Here is a 16402-nt window from a genome sequence, read left to right as displayed (position 1 = left end):
TGACCAATGACCAATGACTAATTTATGTTAGGTTTCGCTACCTCCACCCAACCGACGTTTTTGCTATAAACAAGAAAATGTGCGATCGAAATTATCAATAATGACTCAACAGTGGAATAATTTACTAACTCATCTCGGTGTCTGGGAAGGATCGTTTACTCAACTTTCGCCACAAGGAGAAGTTTTAGAAGATACTCCCAGCTTGGTTTCTTTAGAAGGTTTAAACCAACAGCAAACCGTTCGTCAAACCATTGAAAAGTTTTCGGTTTGGGGTGAAGAAGCAACGTCTCAACAAACAATGGCGTATGAAAGCCTTAATCGTAATACTCTGATTTTTGAAAATGGGGCGTTTTCTGTGGGATCAAGTCAGTTTTCCCCTTTTAGCGAGTTTGGTGCGGAATTGGGTTTTTTAGCGGGCGATCGACGCTTGAGGATGATTCCTCTCTACAATCAACAAAGTGAGTTAAATCGCATTACTTTGATTCGAGAACATCGTCAGGGAAGCGCGATCGAATCTTCTCCCCGTTTGACGATCAAGCAATTACTGGGAGAATGGCGCGGGGAAGCAATGACTCTATATCCCGATTTAACTCCCAAAGACACTTATTCCACAAAACTGAGCGTTACTCAACAAGGAAACAGGTTACATCAAACCCTCAAAACCGATCATTGGGAATTGAGTTCTAGCGCCAGCATACAAGACAACTGCTTAGTCTTTGAACAGGGAGTCCATACCATACAAGTTTTATTATTACCTGACGGTGCTTCTTGTACCACACCGCGACAGATACAAAACCGTCAGCCGTTTTTTCTCGAAGCGGGATGGTTAGTTTCTCCCAATCAGCGTCAAAGACTGATGCGTCGGTATGATCAACGGGGAACTTGGGTCAGTTTAACCCTAATTACAGAAGAAAAAATCGCTGATTATGTTAAGTAATATTACAAAAATACCATCATACTGGCTTAACAGCTTGACGTTCTAGAAGAATCTGGCTATAGTGGCGATTAATACCCGGGTACAACAAACATAAAGAATATGTCAGATAAGCAGAAAGTTACGCTTTATCTCCCACCGGAAGTTCATCGCAATCTGAAGGTGAAAGCTGCCACAGACAGCGAAACCATGTCAGGTTTAGTTGAACAAGCAGTTATGTTCTATCTCAACCACTCCGAAGTGGTTGAGGAAGTAGAGCAACAAAGATACGGTCAAACTTACCGTCTTTACGAGTGTCCGCAATGCGAGAGCGCTCTAATCATGGAAGACGGAGAGTTAAACGCTCTCAAAACTCAACCTTCAGCGGAAGCTGGAGAATTTGCCACCGACCAAGTTAATCAACAGGTAAGAACTGCTGCTGATTCCGACCACTCACAAGATCAGGAACAACTCGTTCCTTGCTAGGTAAACCCCAACCGAGATGATTATTCGATCATCAAGGGAAAACATCTAAGGATAAGGTGAAAAGCCATGCGCGAAGAGCTCAGTGTACTAATTAAAGCTCAATATCCTCTTATCTACCTCGTGACTCCAGAGGAGGAGCGGGCTGAGCAAGCAATCTCGGAGATTGTGGAAGAAGCCGAATCTCGATCGGTGTATGTGTGGACTGTTACCCACGGCATCATGGAGTATGGGAAGCCACAACAAACACCCCAGCGCAATACGGTGTCTCCAGAAGCCGCGATCGAGTGGGTGGTGCGACAAAAAGAACCCGGAATCTATGTTTTCAAGGATTTACATCCGTTCATTGATTCTCCAGCAACAACGCGCTGGTTAAGGGATGCGATCGCCAGTTTCAAGGGAACAGATAAGATTATAATCATTATGTCTCCCGTGCAAGAAGTGCCGATCGAGTTAGAAAAGGAAGTGGTGGTTTTAGATTATCCGCTACCCGACTTAGCCGAGTTGGATCAGGTGCTAACCAGGCAACTGGAGAAGACAAAGCAACGTCGCCTTGATAGCAATGTTCGAGAAAAACTCTTGCGAGCGACACTGGGATTAACCCGTGATGAAGCCGAAAAAGTCTTTCGTAAGGTTTATGTGACCGCGCAACGCTTCACAGAATCAGAAGTGGATGTGGTTTTATCTGAGAAAAAGCAACTGATTCGTCGCAATGGCATCTTAGAGTTTCTAGAAGAAGACGAAACGATCAACAACATTGGTGGTTTAGAGGAACTGAAACGGTGGTTAACCCTGCGTTCTGAGGCGTTTACCAAAAAAGCAAGAGATTATGGTCTCCCTCAACCGAAAGGAATGTTAATTCTAGGAGTTCCAGGTTGCGGTAAATCTCTCACGGCAAAAACAACCTCTCGCTTATGGGGATTGCCTTTGTTAAGATTAGATATGGGTCGGATTTATGACGGCTCAACGGTAGGACGTTCAGAAGCGAACTTACGCAACGCCTTAAAGACTGCCGAATCAATCTCGCCAGCAATCTTATTTATTGATGAACTCGATAAAGCCTTCTCTGGAAGTGCGGGTTCTTCAGACTCAGATGGCGGAACATCCAGTCGGATTTTTGGGTCTTTCCTAACTTGGATGCAGGAAAAAGATTCTCCTGTATTCGTGATGGCAACTGCCAACCGCGTAGAACGCCTACCAGGAGAGTTTTTACGGAAAGGACGTTTCGATGAGATTTTCTTCGTCGATTTACCCAACTCCCAAGAACGCGGTGATATTTTCCGCATTCATCTGCAAAAGCGACGTTCCGACATTTCCCGCTTCGATTTGGAACAGTTAGCCAAATTATCAGAAGGTTTTTCTGGGGCAGAAATTGAGCAAGTATTAATCGCTGCGATGTATGATGCTTTTGCTCAAGATCGAGAGTTCACGCAACTTGACATTATTGCGGCTCTCAAGGCAACATTGCCACTGTCCCGAACGATGACAGAGCAGGTCAACGCCCTACGAGAATGGGCGCACCAACGCGCCCGACCTGCCTCATCCTCCGTCGCTGAGTACCAGCGACTGGAGTTCTAACAGGCTTTCCCTCCTGCAGCCAACAGGAGGAAAGGCTAGCGACTTAGCTAGCAGCTCAAAATCAAAGATCGTCACTTATAATAACATGGTGCGATCGCTTGTGTCAAAAAAGTTAACGTTTATCTCTCTACCTATTTAGGAGGAAATCACAATGTCTCACTTTAGCACTCTCCGTACCAAAATCAGCGATGCAGAAGTTCTCAAATCTTCCTTAAGTGACCTCGGTCTCAACGTTGCAACTAACGCCGATGTTCGTGGTTACAATGGTCAACGTCTCCGTGCAGATATTGTCGCTCAACTCGAAGGCGAATATGACTTAGGTTGGTCTGAAAACGCTGATGGTACTTTTGACCTCATCGCTGACCTTTGGGGTGTCGCTAAAAAGCACAACCAAACTGAATTAATTAACTCCATTAACCAAAAGTATGCTGTGAACAAAACCCTCGCAGAAGCGAAGCAACGTGGTTTACAAAACGCCAACGTTAAGTTAGTGGTTCAGTAAGATTATCCATCTCTAACTAAGTACAGGCGTTAACTGAAAGCGTCTCTACTGCGCGTTCCCAAGCTGCAACGGGTTAACCATCAGGGTTGACCCTTTTTTTTGTTTCAGCAGAACAAACTCAGCTATCGAACATCTCAAGGCAAAAGGTTGGTTGTAATTAGGGCTTGCTGAAAAAGTCCATTGGTTGGTTTAGTAAGGCAAAAGGCAAGAGGCAAGTTGCCTTAGGCAAGAGGCAAGATGGGGAAGATGGGGAAGATGGGGGAGATGGGGGAGATGGGGGAGATGGGGGAGATGGGGGAGATGGGGAAGATGGGGAAGAAAAATCGCTCCCTTGTCTCCCTTGTCTTCCTTGTCTCCCTTGTCTCCCTTGTCTCCCTTGTCTCCCTTGTCTCCCTTATCTCCCTTGCACTTTTACGGTGATAATTGATGTTAGTAGTAGGTGGGGTGAGTGAAGCATAACCGAACCAAATTAACGTTGCTGTTGGACTTCATTTCGTTTTAGTTTTAACACTTTGCATGATCAGTGAAACAGCATAAGAATTAATCATTAAATCAGCCATTATTGACGAGGAAAGATCAAGATAAAAATGCAATACCAAACTGTTTTTATAACCATCGCTTCCGTTGAAATCGAGAAATTAGTTCTCTTTTATCAGGAAATTTTGAAGCAATCTCCTCATCCTTATCTACCAAACAAATATGCAGAGTTTCAGTTGAAAGGTGGCTTAAAGTTAGGTTTATTTCAACCGAAAGTCAGCCATCAATTAGAGTTTAGTCAACCTGAAAAAAGTGGGATGAGTTTATGTATCGAAGTTGTTGACTTAAAAAGCTCGATCGAGCAACTTGCTTCTTTAGGATATCCGCCACCTGGAGACATTGTTACCGCTTCTCACGGACAAGAAATTTACGCCTATGATCCCGATGGTAATCGTTTAATTCTTCATTGTTCAAACTCAACTGTTATACAATTTTAAGGGACTCGTAAAAGAAAACCCACCCTTGCAAAGCCCTTACCAAAAGTTTAAAGAGAGTGGATTCATTTGCTGTGTCTCAGTGGAAGAAAATCTTTCTACCACCTATAAGCAGGTTTTGTCTGAAGAATTGAGCGCAAAATATGATTATCGTTGATACAGGCTTGATTGTTAGCCCATTCCAAAACCTACTTCTTTAAGTTCAGTAATCAGCATCGTGAGTGAAGTAACATTTAGATTTCCATAAAAAGTCCCCCAAAATGGGGGAAGAATGAAACTAAATTTGAGTAATGGTATCTGTTACTAAAGCAATGATTTGGCGAGTAAACGGTAAACTATCAAAGACAATTCCCGTACACAACAGCATCATGTAAAGGATGGAATATTTAAACATCGATCGCGCCTTCATTTTATCTTCTGGTGCTTGTCGTAAGTCCCACGCCTTAGCAATAAAAAACGCACCTAGCACCGCAGAAAATATACCATAAATCCATCCCGACTCACCTAAAGGATAAATCAGACCAAAACTTAAAGGAACAACAAACAACGTATAAGCAAACACCTGTTCGGCGGTATTTTTCAGCCCTTTAATTACGGGTAACATCGGGACATTTACTTCTGCATAATCATCACAGATCATCATGGCTAACGCCCAAAAATGTGGAGGAGTCCAGAAGAACACGATCGCAAACAAAAACCACGCCGTCCAACTCAACTCACCTGTTACCGCAGACCAACCCACTAACGCAGGGATTGCTCCAGCAGCCCCACCAATCACAATATTTTGGGTGCTATGACGTTTTAGCCAGTGTGTATAAACCAGCATATAGACGAAAATACCAGAAAGAGCGAGTAAAGCACTTAAAACATTGACAAACCAAGCCATTAAAGTAAAAGATAGCACAGCCAACGCGATCGCAAATAATAAAGCGTGTTGTGGTTGTACTCTCCCCGAAGGAATCGGACGTTTCCGAGTGCGCTGCATCTCATAATCAATATCCTTGTCATAGATACAATTGAGGGTTTGTGCCGAAGCCGCCGCCAGTGTTCCCCCCAAGAGAGTGATAAACACATTCAGGGGGTCAACTTGTCCGTTTCCCGCTAACCACATCGCCGCTGCGGTGGTAATCAGGAGTAAGGGAATAATGCGAGGTTTGGTAAGTTGATAATAACTTTGAATCACCTGTAAGAAGGTTTCGTTACGGGGAGAAAGACTGGTCCCTGTCATATTTATTCCTTAAAAATTCAACAATGAATGAGAAAACTTGTGTTAATCCCCCCAGAATTGGGGGCTAGGGGGCAATCCCCCCAGAATTGGGGGTTAGGGGGCAATCCCCCCAGAATTGGGGGCTAGGGGGCAATCCCCCCAGAATTGGGGGCTAGGGGGCAATCCCCCCAGAATTGGGGGTTAGGGGGCAATCCCCCCAGAATTGGGGGTTAGGGGGCAATCCCCCCAGAATTGGGGGTTAGGGGGCAATCCCCCCAGAATTGGGGGCTAGGGGGCAATCCCCCCAGAATTGGGGGTTAGGGGGCAATCCCCCCAGAATTGGGGGCTAGGGGGCAATTCCCCCAGAATTGGGGGTTAGGGGGCAATTCCCCCAGAATTGGGGGTTAGGGGGCAATTCTAAACCGAAGAGGAAGGAATCGATCGATCGCGCACTGCTAAAACAGTATAAGCGACTAATCCTCCTAATAAGGCAGCCCCCACTGCTTGATGAGTCACAGTCAGGGGTTCAACTTGGAGATGAAGATGAAACGTTGCAAACCCCACCAAAATCTGGAGAAAAAGAAGTCCTCCCGACACATTCGCCAGTTTGCGAAGTGCGGGATGAAGGGCGGGAGTTCGCCAAGAAAAGATCACCACCGCTAAGGTGGCTAATGTTGCAGGAATCACTCCGAGTAAGTGAGTATTCATCACCGAACACAACTCAAAACCCGTGTAACACTGATGTACCGCCCAACGAGAGGCAATTAATCCTCCCAACAAACTTTGTAAATAGACCAAAGCCGCCGCCATCCCACCCAACCAAGTCAATTTTTCCGCAGTGGTTGTTCCTTCATAGGGAAGCAAAGCCGTTCCCATCCCAATGAGTAAACAGAAAAAGAGTAAAGCCGTTCCTAAATGCGCGGTAACAATATCGAAACGCAGTAACTCTGTCACCGTCAGCGCCCCTAACATCCCTTGACCGATGACCAGCATTAAAGCCAGTAAAGCAGTCCAAGGCAACCAGCGTGGCAGTTCTTTATGATACCAAACACACAAAACCACCAACCCGATCGTCGTTAAGCCAATGATTGCGGCATCCAGACGGTGAAACCACTCTAGAAACACCTGTAAATTCATTTGCTGCGACGGCACAAACTGACCATAACACAGGGGCCAATCTGGACAAGCTAACCCCGCATCCATGACACGAGTCGCGCTTCCGATCGCCATTAAAATAAAGGTAGCCAGAGCAATTTTCCAAATTAACCGTCTTACCCGTTGTTTAGCGGAAAATTGTGCGGAGGAAGACTGATTTTTCTGGTAAATAACTGATTCCGTCATAATCCCAAAATTATAAAAACTTTATTAATTCCTAAGTAATCGCTCACCTTTAACTTAGCATTGACAAAAAAGTAATTTTTTCACGTCGATCACTACTGTAATTATTGAACAGACTTATTTCCATTGTTTTAGATATTCTTCCGATTAAAGGGAGTCGTCTTTGATATTTCTTTACATTTCGATCGGGATAATTGTTTCAAATTGTTGCGATCCCAAAGAAAAAACAAAAAAAGGTTGAAATTTTCGCCCTTTCCCTGAATTTTCTGATGGTTTGTTTTAACGTAGATGAGGGATGATCCTATTCAACCAATCCCAAGTTCCGGCAGATGTGTCACTATTGGGAGTAACCTCTAAAAAACTAGAAATCGCAAGGAAATCAGCGTTAATAACCGTGACTACTGCTAACAAAATTACAATTATTTCGATCGCGATCTTTGTCGCCATCATCAGTCTTTGGTACGGTCAAGATAACGGCTTACTTCCCGTCGCTGCTTCTCCTGAAGCCGAAGCAGTGGATGGAATTTTTCGCCTAATGATGACCATTGCCACAGCGTTATTTTTACTCATCGAAGGGGTATTAATTTATTCAGCGATTCGCTTTCGCCAAAAGCCAGGAGACGATAGTGATGGGCCGCCCATGGAAGGGAATGTTTCCCTCGAAATTGTGTGGACTGCTATTCCCACTGTTATTGTTTTGATTCTTTCCATTTACAGTTTTGAAGTCTATAACGGCATGGGAGGATTGAACCCAGCCGCGTCTAGGGATTTCGGTCCGCAACAAGTTGCAGAAAAAACCGATTCTAATCAAGGATTACAAGGCTTAATCGCATCAGCTTCCAACTATCTTTCTCTGGGTTTGGGAGAATCTCCCAGTAATCAGGGGAAAAATCTCAAATCCTTAGCAGTGGATGTGAATGCGATTCAATATGCCTTCTTATTTACTTATCCTGATAGCGGTGTGGTGTCTGGAGAATTGCACGTCCCGATCGGGCAACCTGTGAAATTAAACATCGAAGCAGGTGATGTCATTCATGCTTTCTGGGTCCCTCAATTGCGGATTAAACAAGATGCGGTTCCTGGTCGAGAAAGCAAAATCAGCTTTACCCCAGAACGTCTCGGCACTTATCCCATCATCTGTGCTGAGTTATGCGGTCCCTACCATGGGGCGATGAAAACTCAGTTAATTGTGGAAAGCCCAGAAGAGTACGAAACTTGGATTAAAGAACAACAAGTCGCCCAAAGTCAGCCGTTAGACGATACCGTTGCCATTGGAAGCAGTGATCCCTTATTAGCCCCCTACGCCGAAAAAATTGGGGTTAATGATCACACTTTAGAGCAACTAGAAGCACATATTCACTAAACGAGAGAGACACTGATTTTATGACCACTCCCGTAGCAACTCCTCAAGCAAAAGAACACATTGAGGAAAAACGAACTTGGACCGATTATTTCACCTTCAGCACCGACCATAAAGTGATCGGGATTCAATATCTCGTCACCTCCTTTATTTTCTATCTCATCGGGGGGGCATTAGCCGCCGCCGTTCGTACCGAGTTAGCAACCCCCGAATCAGACTTTGTTAGTCCAGAAGTGTATAACCAACTGTTTACCGTTCATGGTACGGTGATGATTTTTCTCTGGATTGTTCCCGCCGGGGCTGGTTTTGCCAACTATTTAATTCCTTTGATGATTGGCGCGAAGGATATGGCATTTCCGAAACTGAATGCGGTGGCGTTTTGGATGATTCCGCCAGGTGGCTTACTGTTAATGGCGAGTTTCTTTGTCGGCGCCCCACAAGCGGGTTGGACTTCTTATCCTCCCCTCAGTTTGATGACGGGAAAAGCTGGGGAAGAAATTTGGATTCTCAGCATTTTGATTTTAGGAACTTCCTCGATTTTAGGGGCGATGAACTTTGCTGCCACCATCCTCAAAATGCGGATGCCAGAAATGGGTTTGTTTGATATGCCCTTATTTTGCTGGTCAATGTTGGCAACTGGGGCGATGGTTTTAGTCAGTACCCCCGTTTTAGCAGCGGCTTTGATTCTGTTGTCTTTTGATTTGATTGCTGGCACTGCCTTTTTTAATCCCACTGGTGGCGGTGATCCGATCGTTTATCAACATATGTTCTGGTTTTACTCCCATCCCGCAGTTTATATTATGATTCTGCCGTTTTTTGGAGTAATTTCAGAAGTTCTGCCCGTTCACTCCCGTAAACCGATTTTTGGCTACCGCGCGATCGCATTTTCCAGTCTTGCCATTAGTTTCCTCGGTTTAATCGTCTGGGCCCACCATATGTTTAGCAGTGGAACACCTGGCTGGTTACGGATGTTCTTTATGGCAACCACCATGATCATCGCCGTTCCCACGGGAATTAAAGTCTTTGGCTGGTGTGCCACCATTTGGGGCGGAAAAATCCGTCTCAATAGCGCCATGTTATTCGGTATGGGATTTGTTTCTGCGTTCCTCATTGGGGGCTTAAGTGGGGTGATGATTGCCTCTGTTCCCTTTGATATCCACGTTCACGACACCTATTTCATTGTTGCCCACCTCCACTATGTTCTCTTTGGCGGTAGCGTGTTAGGACTATTTTCCGCGATTTATCACTGGTATCCGAAAATGACTGGAAAATACCTCAATGAAACCTGGGGAAAAATCCATTTTGGACTTACCTTTGTTGGTTTAAATCTGACCTTCCTTCCGATGCACCAGTTAGGATTACAAGGAATGAACCGACGCATTGCCATTTATGATCCCGAATATCAATTCCTGAATATGATTTGCACGGCTGGGTCATATATTTTGGCAGTTTCCACATTTCCCTTTATTGTGAATTTAATTTTGTCAGTATTTAAAGGGAAAGAAGCTGGGGCGAATCCTTGGAAAGCCTTGACTTTAGAATGGCAAACCAGTTCTCCTCCCATCATTGAAAACTTTGAGGAAGAACCAGTCTTATGGTCAGGTCCCTATGACTATGGGATTGATGTCTCAGAAGAGGACGAACGATCGGTACAAGAATTATTGTCGGAAGTCAAAGCAGACATGAGTTAGTAGTTGGTAGGTTGGGTGGCGTTTACGAAACCCAACATCAAACAGTTTGTAGGTTGGGTGGAGTTTACGAAACCCAACATCAAGCAGTTTGTAGGTTGGGTGGAGGCTACGAAACCCAACACCACCAATTGCGTTGGGTTACACTTCGTTTCACCCAACCTACGATCTTTCGGAAGAAACCCAACACCACCGACGATGTACTAAACATTCATATATTTTGAGGTAAAAAGATTAATGCAAGGTTCAACAGTTGATCAGTCACAAGCACTTAATTACACAGAAAGCGTCAATACTGACCATGAAGAACATCCTGATTTACGGATGTTTGGCGTGGTTCTTTTCTTGATTGCAGAAAGCATGATTTTTTTGGGATTATTTGCCGCTTATCTCATTTATGCTTCTGTTATTCCTGAATGGCCGCCAAAAGGAACGCCAGAGTTAGAGTTATTGCTACCTGGTATTAACTCGATTATTCTGATTTCTAGTAGCTTTGTGATGCACAGAGGACAAAGTGCCATTAAAAAGAATGATGTATCTGGGTTACAGTTTTGGTTCGGCTTAACTGCTTTAATGGGCGCAATTTTCCTCGGCGGACAACTTTATGAGTATAGTAATCTGGAGTTTGGTTTAACGACGAATTTATTTACCAGTTGTTTCTATGTTCTCACTGGGTTTCACGGGTTGCACGTGACGGTAGGATTATTATTGATTTTATTTGTTTTGCAACGATCGACGCGCAAAAATCACTATACCAGCGAAGAACATTTTGGGGTAGAAGCTGCCGAACTTTACTGGCATTTTGTTGATGTAGTTTGGGTGATTCTATTCGGTTTAGTTTATTTGTTGTAATCTTTTAATCCCCCCTACCTTCGCCAGGGGGGAAACTTACTAATTCCCTCGTAACAGTTCAATGGATTGTGCCGTTAGAAATAAACCCAGTAAAATATAACTGGCAAAAACAACAAGGCTATTTGTATCTAAAATTCCTTGTACTAAAATGTCATAATTAGAAATCAAAGAAATATGTTCTAAGATTTCTCCCCAGACTCCTGTAACGCGGTTGGCGATTAGATCAGTTACCCATAAAAATAAGACCAAAGCAAAAGTAATAATCGCGGCAAAAATTGTACTATCTGTTAAAGAAGAGATAAACATTCCTAGAGACAGGATGGCAGCAGCTAATAAAATTAAAGCCCCATGGGCGAGTAAAGGAACAGCAGGAGGAACAGGGGGACTAGCAGCATTAAAAATATAGATTTCATAGCCCAAAATGGGGATGATCATCACGGTGAAAAACGTGATCACTCCTAAGAGTTTTCCTAATGCAATGACCCAATTTGTAAGGGGAGAAGTGGCGAGAAGTTCTAATGTTCCTCGCTTCCTTTCTTCGGTGTATAATCCCATCGAGAGGGCAGGGAGGATAAATAAAACCAGTGACCCCAAAAAACCAAAATAAAATTTGATGAATTGATAAACGACATCAATGGGAGGGGCGGGAATACCCATTTGTTCTCGTTGACTGACTTGTTGAATGATTCCTTCGGGTCCTAATAAAATGGAAACGAAGAAAAAGCCAGAAATTAACCAGAATACAGTGGTGATTAAATAGGCAAGTGGAGAGGTGAAATAACTACTTAATTCTCGACGGAAAATGGCAAGGAGATTGTTTAAAAGAATCATTTTTTAAAGGCTTTGATCGTTGCTGCTAAATCATTCGTTTTTCCCGCGTGAACTAACGCCAACTGCTCGTAATGTTTCGCGTGTTCAATCAACTCTTGGACTTCTGTCTCGGAAACCTCTCGTTTCATTTTAGCGGGAATCCCCATCATTAACGATCGAGCGGGGACATCTTTTGTCACCACACAACCTGCGCCAATTATACTACCAGCACCCACTCGCACCCCATTTAAGACGACAGCCCCAATTCCAATTAAACAGCCTGCTTCGATGTGTGCCGAATGAATCACAGCACGATGTCCAACGGTGACATAATCTTCTAAAATTGTCGGTTCACCTGGATCACCATGTAATACTGCTCCATCTTGAACATTGCTGTGAGCGCCGATCGTAATCCGTTCCACATCTCCTCGCACAACGGCACTATACCAAACATTCGCCCCTGTTTTCAGGACAACATCCCCCATCACTGTTGCATTGGGAGCAATAAAAGCGGCTAAAGACAAATCTGGAGACGACCAAACCCCTGTCATAGTCTATTTCTCCTTTTTATCTTGATCTAAACGAAACAGCCACACCATCAACGCTACAATTCCCACTTGTAACCCAAGATTTGGTAACGTTTCTCCAATGTTAGTTCCGGCAGCTAATTTTGAGAGCATCACAAACGCCCCCATTAACCCTGAAGCCGCAAACACAACATAAATCGTTTTTCGTAGCCCCCGATAGGGAGCATTTGCTTCGGCTTGTAATCGTTTATATTTTTCGGTGGAGAACTTCTTGCCTGGAGGTTTCGGAGAATTAGTCATAAGAAATAATCATTACACTATTATCAAAAAATCGGATTAAATTATATCCCCCCTTGAAAATGGTATTAGATCAGGTTTTATCTGATTCCCCCCTTTCAAAGGGGGGTTAGGGGGGATTAATTCACAATTCATTCTTATAATTGGTGTTGGGTTTCGCTTCGCTCCACCCAACCTACTTTTTATCTGATTCTACTTTTTATCTGATTCCCCCCAATCATCGGGGGGTTAGGGGGGATTATCCTATCTTAAGGAAAATTGTTTTTCAATGGTAGGAATGGCATCAATTAGCTGGCGAGTATAAGCAGTTTTTGGCGTTTGATAAATGCTTTCAGCACTGTCTATTTCTTCAATTTTACCTTGATTCATTACCATAACTCGATCGCTGATAAATTTCACCACGCTCAAATCATGGGAAATAAAAATATAAGTTAACCCAAACTCTTTTTGTAACTCCTTCAACAGATTTAAAACTTGTGCTTGGACAGAAACATCCAACGCCGAAACCGACTCATCACATAAAATAAACTGAGGATTTAAAGCCAAAGCGCGAGCAATACAAATGCGCTGGCGTTGTCCTCCTGAAAACTCATGGGGATAGCGATTTATATCTTTGGCACTTAATCCCACTCTTTCTAAAAGATACACCACTCTTTCTTTACGTTGACGAGTGGTTTTATATCGCTTATGAATGGTTAAAGGTTCGAGAATGGTTTTACCAATGGTGAGACGAGGATTAAGAGAATTATAGGGATTTTGAAACACAATTTGCATCTGACGACGCAGACGACGCAATTGTTTTCCTTGCCAATGGGTGATATTTTCCCCATTAAAAAATATCTGTCCTTGTCGGGGAGAAATCAATCTTAAAATCGTTCGTGCCAAAGTTGATTTACCACAACCCGACTCGCCAACTAGCCCCAAGGTTTCCCCACGATACACCGTAAAAGAAACCCCATTCACTGCCATAAAATATCGTTTCGCTTGCCCAAAAATTCCTCGTAAAGGAAACCCTACTTGTAAATTTTGTACTGTGAGTAAAGGCGCACTGGCAACACTGCTATCTTCTTCTGGTTCTACTTTGGTGACAGAATCAGTTGACTGTGGGGTGGGATGATTGACTTTAACTTGTCCTTCTGCGGTGAGAAAATCGGAAACGGTGGGAAGATAAGTTAAGGTTTGGTCTAAACGAGGACGACAAGCGAGTAATCCTTTCGTGTAAGGATGTTGAGGGGTGGTGACAATGCTACGGATGTCTCCCGTCTCGACAATTTCTCCTTGATACATGACCGCCACTTGATCCGCCGTTTCCGCCACTACCCCTAAGTCATGGGTAATAAACAGCATCGACATTCCGCGCGCGGCACAAAGTTCTCGTAACAGGTCTAAAATTGTTTTTTGAACTGTAACATCCAGCGCCGTCGTCGGTTCATCCGCAATAAGTAACACAGGATTACAAGCAATTGCGATCGCAATCATTACTCGTTGCAATTGTCCCCCAGACAGTTGATGAGGATATCTTTCCAGAAAAGCCCGTTTTTGTTCGTTGATCTGATGATTGACTTCTGCTTCCGAAAGACGATGGTTTTCTAAGAGACAGTCTTCTCGTAAGCGTTCATCTGATGGAAGGAGTTTTACCTCTTGTAAACGAGCAATGGCTTGTCGTCTTGCTTCGCTAGGGGAAACTGTTTGATGTTGACGGATTGCTTCTGTAATTTGAAAACCAATGTTATAAACTGGGTTCAGAGAACTCATTGGCTCTTGGAAAATCATCGCAATTTTCCCACCGCGATATTGTCGCCGCTCTGCTTCTGATAAATTGAGGAGATCAATGGGAGAAGCATCTGGTGAGGCTTGAAAATAAATTTCACCACTGGTAATTTTTCCTGGTGGAGCAATTAACCCCATTAAAGCCAATGCGGTCACAGACTTTCCTGATCCTGATTCTCCCACCAGGCCGAGAGTTTTTCCTTGTGGAATCTGAAAGTCAATTCCTTTCACTGCGATTAGGTGTTGATCTTCAGGGAAAAATTCAACTTTTAAGTTGCGAACCTTAACCACCCCATCTTTCATAAGCATCTCACTCTACAGACTGGACTCATTTCCGTTAATATAACACCTGTAACTCATTCTCTTCTCGTCATATAGCGCTACAAAATCAGGTTAGGACATTCCAAAATGTTGAAACTCACCTATAACTTACTTTTGCCTTTTGCCTTTTGCCTCTTGCCTAGCGCGTAGCGCTATAGAATGGATTTTGCGCTATGTACCAAACCAACCCGCCTCAACCACAGGGCTGTTTCATTATGAATGAAATCAAGGGAGATGGGGGAGATGGGGGAGATGGGGGAGATTTCAGGACTCTTTTTTCTTATTAATTAGTCAAAAAGTAAGATAAAAAGTATCGATTAAGGACCCTCAAAACGCTCCAAATCAGGAAAACTGATCATTGTTAGCCTGCTGAGTGTTGCGTCTTCTCCCTGTTTCTAGCTTTTGTCGAATTGCAACTTGTACCTTTTCATCAAAATCGCGATCGTCTGGAGTAGCAATAATCCGACGTGGACGTTGATTAATTCTGTCTAAATAGGCTTGAAAAGCAGCTTGATTTCCACGATGTTTGAGGAAGTATTGCTTTAATTCAGCATCAGACATAGCATCATAATTAATTTGACTCATCAGATAACTCTCCATTTGCGGAAAGTGAAGCATAGTTAGAAATTCACTTGCGCTGTTACTTGCATTAGCCAAGGATGCGCCCACCATAATAAGTAGGTAAATCCTGCTACTCCCACATAAGCGGGACGGAGAAACTCTTGCCATTTTAAGGTTTGACGACCTTGAATAATCGCGAGAAAGGGAATTACTGAAGTGCGCTCTTTGGCTTCGGTGAAGGCTTCTCCATAACGAGATTGTAAGCGTCGATCGCCGTGCCAAACCGCAAATAAATGGTGAGCCACTAGCCCGATCGAAGTGACAAGAGTAAAGGATGTTCCCAGCCATAAGGTATGAGCAATACACCAAATGACTTGTCCCACCATTTGCGGATGACGAGTAACACGCATTATTCCTGTTTCGTAAAGGTGGACTTGTGGCTTTTCGATCGCGGCGATTTCTAATAAATTAAAAGTGGCTGGATACAGAAAGAGAAACGAGATCGCCGAAAGTATCCAAACCAGAGAGAAAACCCCTTGTTGAGCTTGTACTTGCCATAATTGCAAGCCATCATAACGATGATTAAAAAAGTAAACAATCAAAATCACCGCGAAGGGAATACTCACCAACGCAAAGCCAACCCGATATAAACGCGCTCCCAGCCATTTTTCCCCCCAAGGACGTAAAGCCGCCAAGCCACTATGAGCAATGGCGAAACCGAAAAGTAGTCCTAACATTACCCAATGACTTGTGGTTAACCAATGTTCCTGATTCATGCTATGTTTACCAATGCTTTTCCTGTTGATCAATCCTAGCCCACTTTTGAGATTGATTCGGTACTCGATCGAGCCGAGCTTTAATTTCCGTTGGTATGATGGAGAACGGACTGTTTTTTGAGGAATTGTAATATGAGTCGTCATTGTCAACTTACTGGAAAAAAAGCGAATAATGCTTTTTCAATCTCCCACTCTCACCGTAGAAATAAAAAATTGCAGAATGCTAACTTACAAACGAAGCGCATTTGGTGGGAAGAAGGAAACCGTTGGGTAAAACTCACTGTCTCCACTAAAGCCATCAAAACCTTACAAAAAAAGGGTTTACAAAAAATGGCGAATGAAATGGGAATTAACCTTAATAAGTTTTAAACCCAATTTGCTACAATGACCCGCTACCAATAAAAATAAACCCGATCACCCATAGCAACCCCAAATAAATTGTAATTTT

At 43.5% G+C, this 16402-nt stretch carries 18 protein-coding genes; 10 read left to right on the top strand and 8 right to left on the bottom strand.

From position 1 onward, the window contains the following. Positions 1-100: 100 nt before the first annotated feature. The 6 genes from DACSA_RS00835 (at position 101) to DACSA_RS00810 (ending at position 4450) form a co-directional block, all read left to right on the top strand. The gene (locus tag DACSA_RS00835; protein WP_015227963.1) at positions 101-937 is read left to right on the top strand and encodes a DUF3598 family protein; all 837 of its coding nucleotides are present in this window, start codon (positions 101-103) and stop codon (positions 935-937) included. A gap of 99 nt (positions 938-1036) precedes the next feature. Further along, positions 1037-1399 (top strand): hypothetical protein, encoded by a 363-nt coding sequence (locus DACSA_RS00830; RefSeq protein WP_015227962.1) that lies wholly within the window; start codon positions 1037-1039, stop codon positions 1397-1399. A 66-nt stretch (positions 1400-1465) separates the two neighbouring features. Continuing rightward, entirely contained in the window at positions 1466-2974 is a 1509-nt protein-coding gene (ycf46, locus tag DACSA_RS00825) for a stress-responsive protein Ycf46 (protein ID WP_015227961.1), read from the top strand. Positions 2975-3125: 151 nt separating this feature from the next. Beyond that, complete coding sequence (locus DACSA_RS00820; RefSeq protein ID WP_015227960.1) at positions 3126-3476, top strand: DUF1257 domain-containing protein; 351 nt, start codon at positions 3126-3128, stop codon at positions 3474-3476. Between the two features lie 164 nt (positions 3477-3640). Then, positions 3641-3928 (top strand): hypothetical protein, encoded by a 288-nt coding sequence (locus DACSA_RS21175; protein WP_015227959.1) that lies wholly within the window; start codon positions 3641-3643, stop codon positions 3926-3928. A gap of 135 nt (positions 3929-4063) precedes the next feature. Then, positions 4064-4450, top strand: a complete 387-nt coding sequence (locus DACSA_RS00810) for a VOC family protein (RefSeq protein ID WP_015227958.1) — start codon at positions 4064-4066, stop codon at positions 4448-4450. 274 nt (positions 4451-4724) lie between these two features. Here DACSA_RS00810 and DACSA_RS00805 read toward each other — a convergent pair whose 3' ends face one another. After that, entirely contained in the window at positions 4725-5675 is a 951-nt protein-coding gene (locus DACSA_RS00805) for a heme o synthase (protein WP_015227957.1), read from the bottom strand. A gap of 396 nt (positions 5676-6071) precedes the next feature. Next, complete coding sequence (locus DACSA_RS00800; RefSeq protein ID WP_015227956.1) at positions 6072-6995, bottom strand: COX15/CtaA family protein; 924 nt, start codon at positions 6993-6995, stop codon at positions 6072-6074. 391 nt (positions 6996-7386) lie between these two features. On the opposite strand from DACSA_RS00800, the gene DACSA_RS00795 reads away from it, so the two are divergent. The 3 genes from DACSA_RS00795 (at position 7387) to DACSA_RS00785 (ending at position 10892) form a co-directional block, all read left to right on the top strand. Continuing rightward, complete coding sequence (locus DACSA_RS00795) at positions 7387-8355, top strand: cytochrome c oxidase subunit II (protein ID WP_041235600.1); 969 nt, start codon at positions 7387-7389, stop codon at positions 8353-8355. A gap of 20 nt (positions 8356-8375) precedes the next feature. Continuing rightward, the gene (gene ctaD, locus DACSA_RS00790) at positions 8376-10043 is read left to right on the top strand and encodes a cytochrome c oxidase subunit I (RefSeq protein ID WP_015227954.1); all 1668 of its coding nucleotides are present in this window, start codon (positions 8376-8378) and stop codon (positions 10041-10043) included. Between the two features lie 234 nt (positions 10044-10277). Further along, positions 10278-10892, top strand: a complete 615-nt coding sequence (locus tag DACSA_RS00785) for a cytochrome c oxidase subunit 3 (RefSeq protein ID WP_015227953.1) — start codon at positions 10278-10280, stop codon at positions 10890-10892. Between the two features lie 39 nt (positions 10893-10931). Here DACSA_RS00785 and DACSA_RS00780 read toward each other — a convergent pair whose 3' ends face one another. From DACSA_RS00780 to DACSA_RS00755, 6 genes are all read right to left on the bottom strand, one after another. Beyond that, positions 10932-11723 (bottom strand): ABC transporter permease, encoded by a 792-nt coding sequence (locus DACSA_RS00780; protein ID WP_015227952.1) that lies wholly within the window; start codon positions 11721-11723, stop codon positions 10932-10934. After that, positions 11720-12253, bottom strand: coding sequence for a gamma carbonic anhydrase family protein (locus DACSA_RS00775; protein ID WP_015227951.1), 534 nt, complete (start codon positions 12251-12253; stop codon positions 11720-11722). The genes DACSA_RS00780 and DACSA_RS00775 overlap by 4 nt, the downstream gene beginning before the upstream one ends. 3 nt (positions 12254-12256) lie before the next feature. Continuing rightward, positions 12257-12529, bottom strand: a complete 273-nt coding sequence (locus DACSA_RS00770) for a DUF3493 domain-containing protein (RefSeq protein ID WP_015227950.1) — start codon at positions 12527-12529, stop codon at positions 12257-12259. A gap of 240 nt (positions 12530-12769) precedes the next feature. Next, the gene (locus DACSA_RS00765; RefSeq protein WP_015227949.1) at positions 12770-14599 is read right to left on the bottom strand and encodes an ABC transporter ATP-binding protein; all 1830 of its coding nucleotides are present in this window, start codon (positions 14597-14599) and stop codon (positions 12770-12772) included. A gap of 360 nt (positions 14600-14959) precedes the next feature. Then, positions 14960-15202, bottom strand: coding sequence for a DUF6887 family protein (locus DACSA_RS00760; protein WP_015227948.1), 243 nt, complete (start codon positions 15200-15202; stop codon positions 14960-14962). A 35-nt stretch (positions 15203-15237) separates the two neighbouring features. Then, positions 15238-15954, bottom strand: coding sequence for an NnrU family protein (locus tag DACSA_RS00755; RefSeq protein ID WP_015227947.1), 717 nt, complete (start codon positions 15952-15954; stop codon positions 15238-15240). A 132-nt stretch (positions 15955-16086) separates the two neighbouring features. Between DACSA_RS00755 and rpmB the strand changes: the two genes are divergently transcribed. Then, positions 16087-16323, top strand: coding sequence for a 50S ribosomal protein L28 (gene rpmB, locus DACSA_RS00750; RefSeq protein ID WP_015227946.1), 237 nt, complete (start codon positions 16087-16089; stop codon positions 16321-16323). Positions 16324-16402: the final 79 nt, after the last annotated feature.

Source organism: Dactylococcopsis salina PCC 8305 (assembly GCF_000317615.1).
GTDB lineage: Bacteria > Cyanobacteriota > Cyanobacteriia > Cyanobacteriales > Rubidibacteraceae > Halothece > Halothece salina.
The sequence above is the reverse complement of the archived record's forward strand: the minus strand, read 5'-3'. Positions and strand labels throughout refer to the sequence as shown.

Bases quoted from the DNA above. Each gene is read 5' to 3' on its own strand.
- DACSA_RS00835 (WP_015227963.1), top strand. From the start codon at position 101: ATGACTCAACAGTGGAATAATTTACTAACTCATCTCGGTGTCTGGGAA.
- DACSA_RS00830 (WP_015227962.1), top strand. From the start codon at position 1,037: ATGTCAGATAAGCAGAAAGTTACGCTTTATCTCCCACCGGAAGTTCAT.
- ycf46 (WP_015227961.1), top strand. From the start codon at position 1,466: ATGCGCGAAGAGCTCAGTGTACTAATTAAAGCTCAATATCCTCTTATC.
- DACSA_RS00820 (WP_015227960.1), top strand. From the start codon at position 3,126: ATGTCTCACTTTAGCACTCTCCGTACCAAAATCAGCGATGCAGAAGTT.
- DACSA_RS00810 (WP_015227958.1), top strand. From the start codon at position 4,064: ATGCAATACCAAACTGTTTTTATAACCATCGCTTCCGTTGAAATCGAG.
- DACSA_RS00805 (WP_015227957.1), bottom strand. From the start codon at position 5,675: ATGACAGGGACCAGTCTTTCTCCCCGTAACGAAACCTTCTTACAGGTG.
- DACSA_RS00800 (WP_015227956.1), bottom strand. From the start codon at position 6,995: ATGACGGAATCAGTTATTTACCAGAAAAATCAGTCTTCCTCCGCACAA.
- ctaD (WP_015227954.1), top strand. From the start codon at position 8,376: ATGACCACTCCCGTAGCAACTCCTCAAGCAAAAGAACACATTGAGGAA.
- DACSA_RS00785 (WP_015227953.1), top strand. From the start codon at position 10,278: ATGCAAGGTTCAACAGTTGATCAGTCACAAGCACTTAATTACACAGAA.
- DACSA_RS00780 (WP_015227952.1), bottom strand. From the start codon at position 11,723: ATGATTCTTTTAAACAATCTCCTTGCCATTTTCCGTCGAGAATTAAGT.
- DACSA_RS00775 (WP_015227951.1), bottom strand. From the start codon at position 12,253: ATGACAGGGGTTTGGTCGTCTCCAGATTTGTCTTTAGCCGCTTTTATT.
- DACSA_RS00770 (WP_015227950.1), bottom strand. From the start codon at position 12,529: ATGACTAATTCTCCGAAACCTCCAGGCAAGAAGTTCTCCACCGAAAAA.
- DACSA_RS00765 (WP_015227949.1), bottom strand. From the start codon at position 14,599: ATGAAAGATGGGGTGGTTAAGGTTCGCAACTTAAAAGTTGAATTTTTC.
- DACSA_RS00760 (WP_015227948.1), bottom strand. From the start codon at position 15,202: ATGAGTCAAATTAATTATGATGCTATGTCTGATGCTGAATTAAAGCAA.
- DACSA_RS00755 (WP_015227947.1), bottom strand. From the start codon at position 15,954: ATGAATCAGGAACATTGGTTAACCACAAGTCATTGGGTAATGTTAGGA.
- rpmB (WP_015227946.1), top strand. From the start codon at position 16,087: ATGAGTCGTCATTGTCAACTTACTGGAAAAAAAGCGAATAATGCTTTT.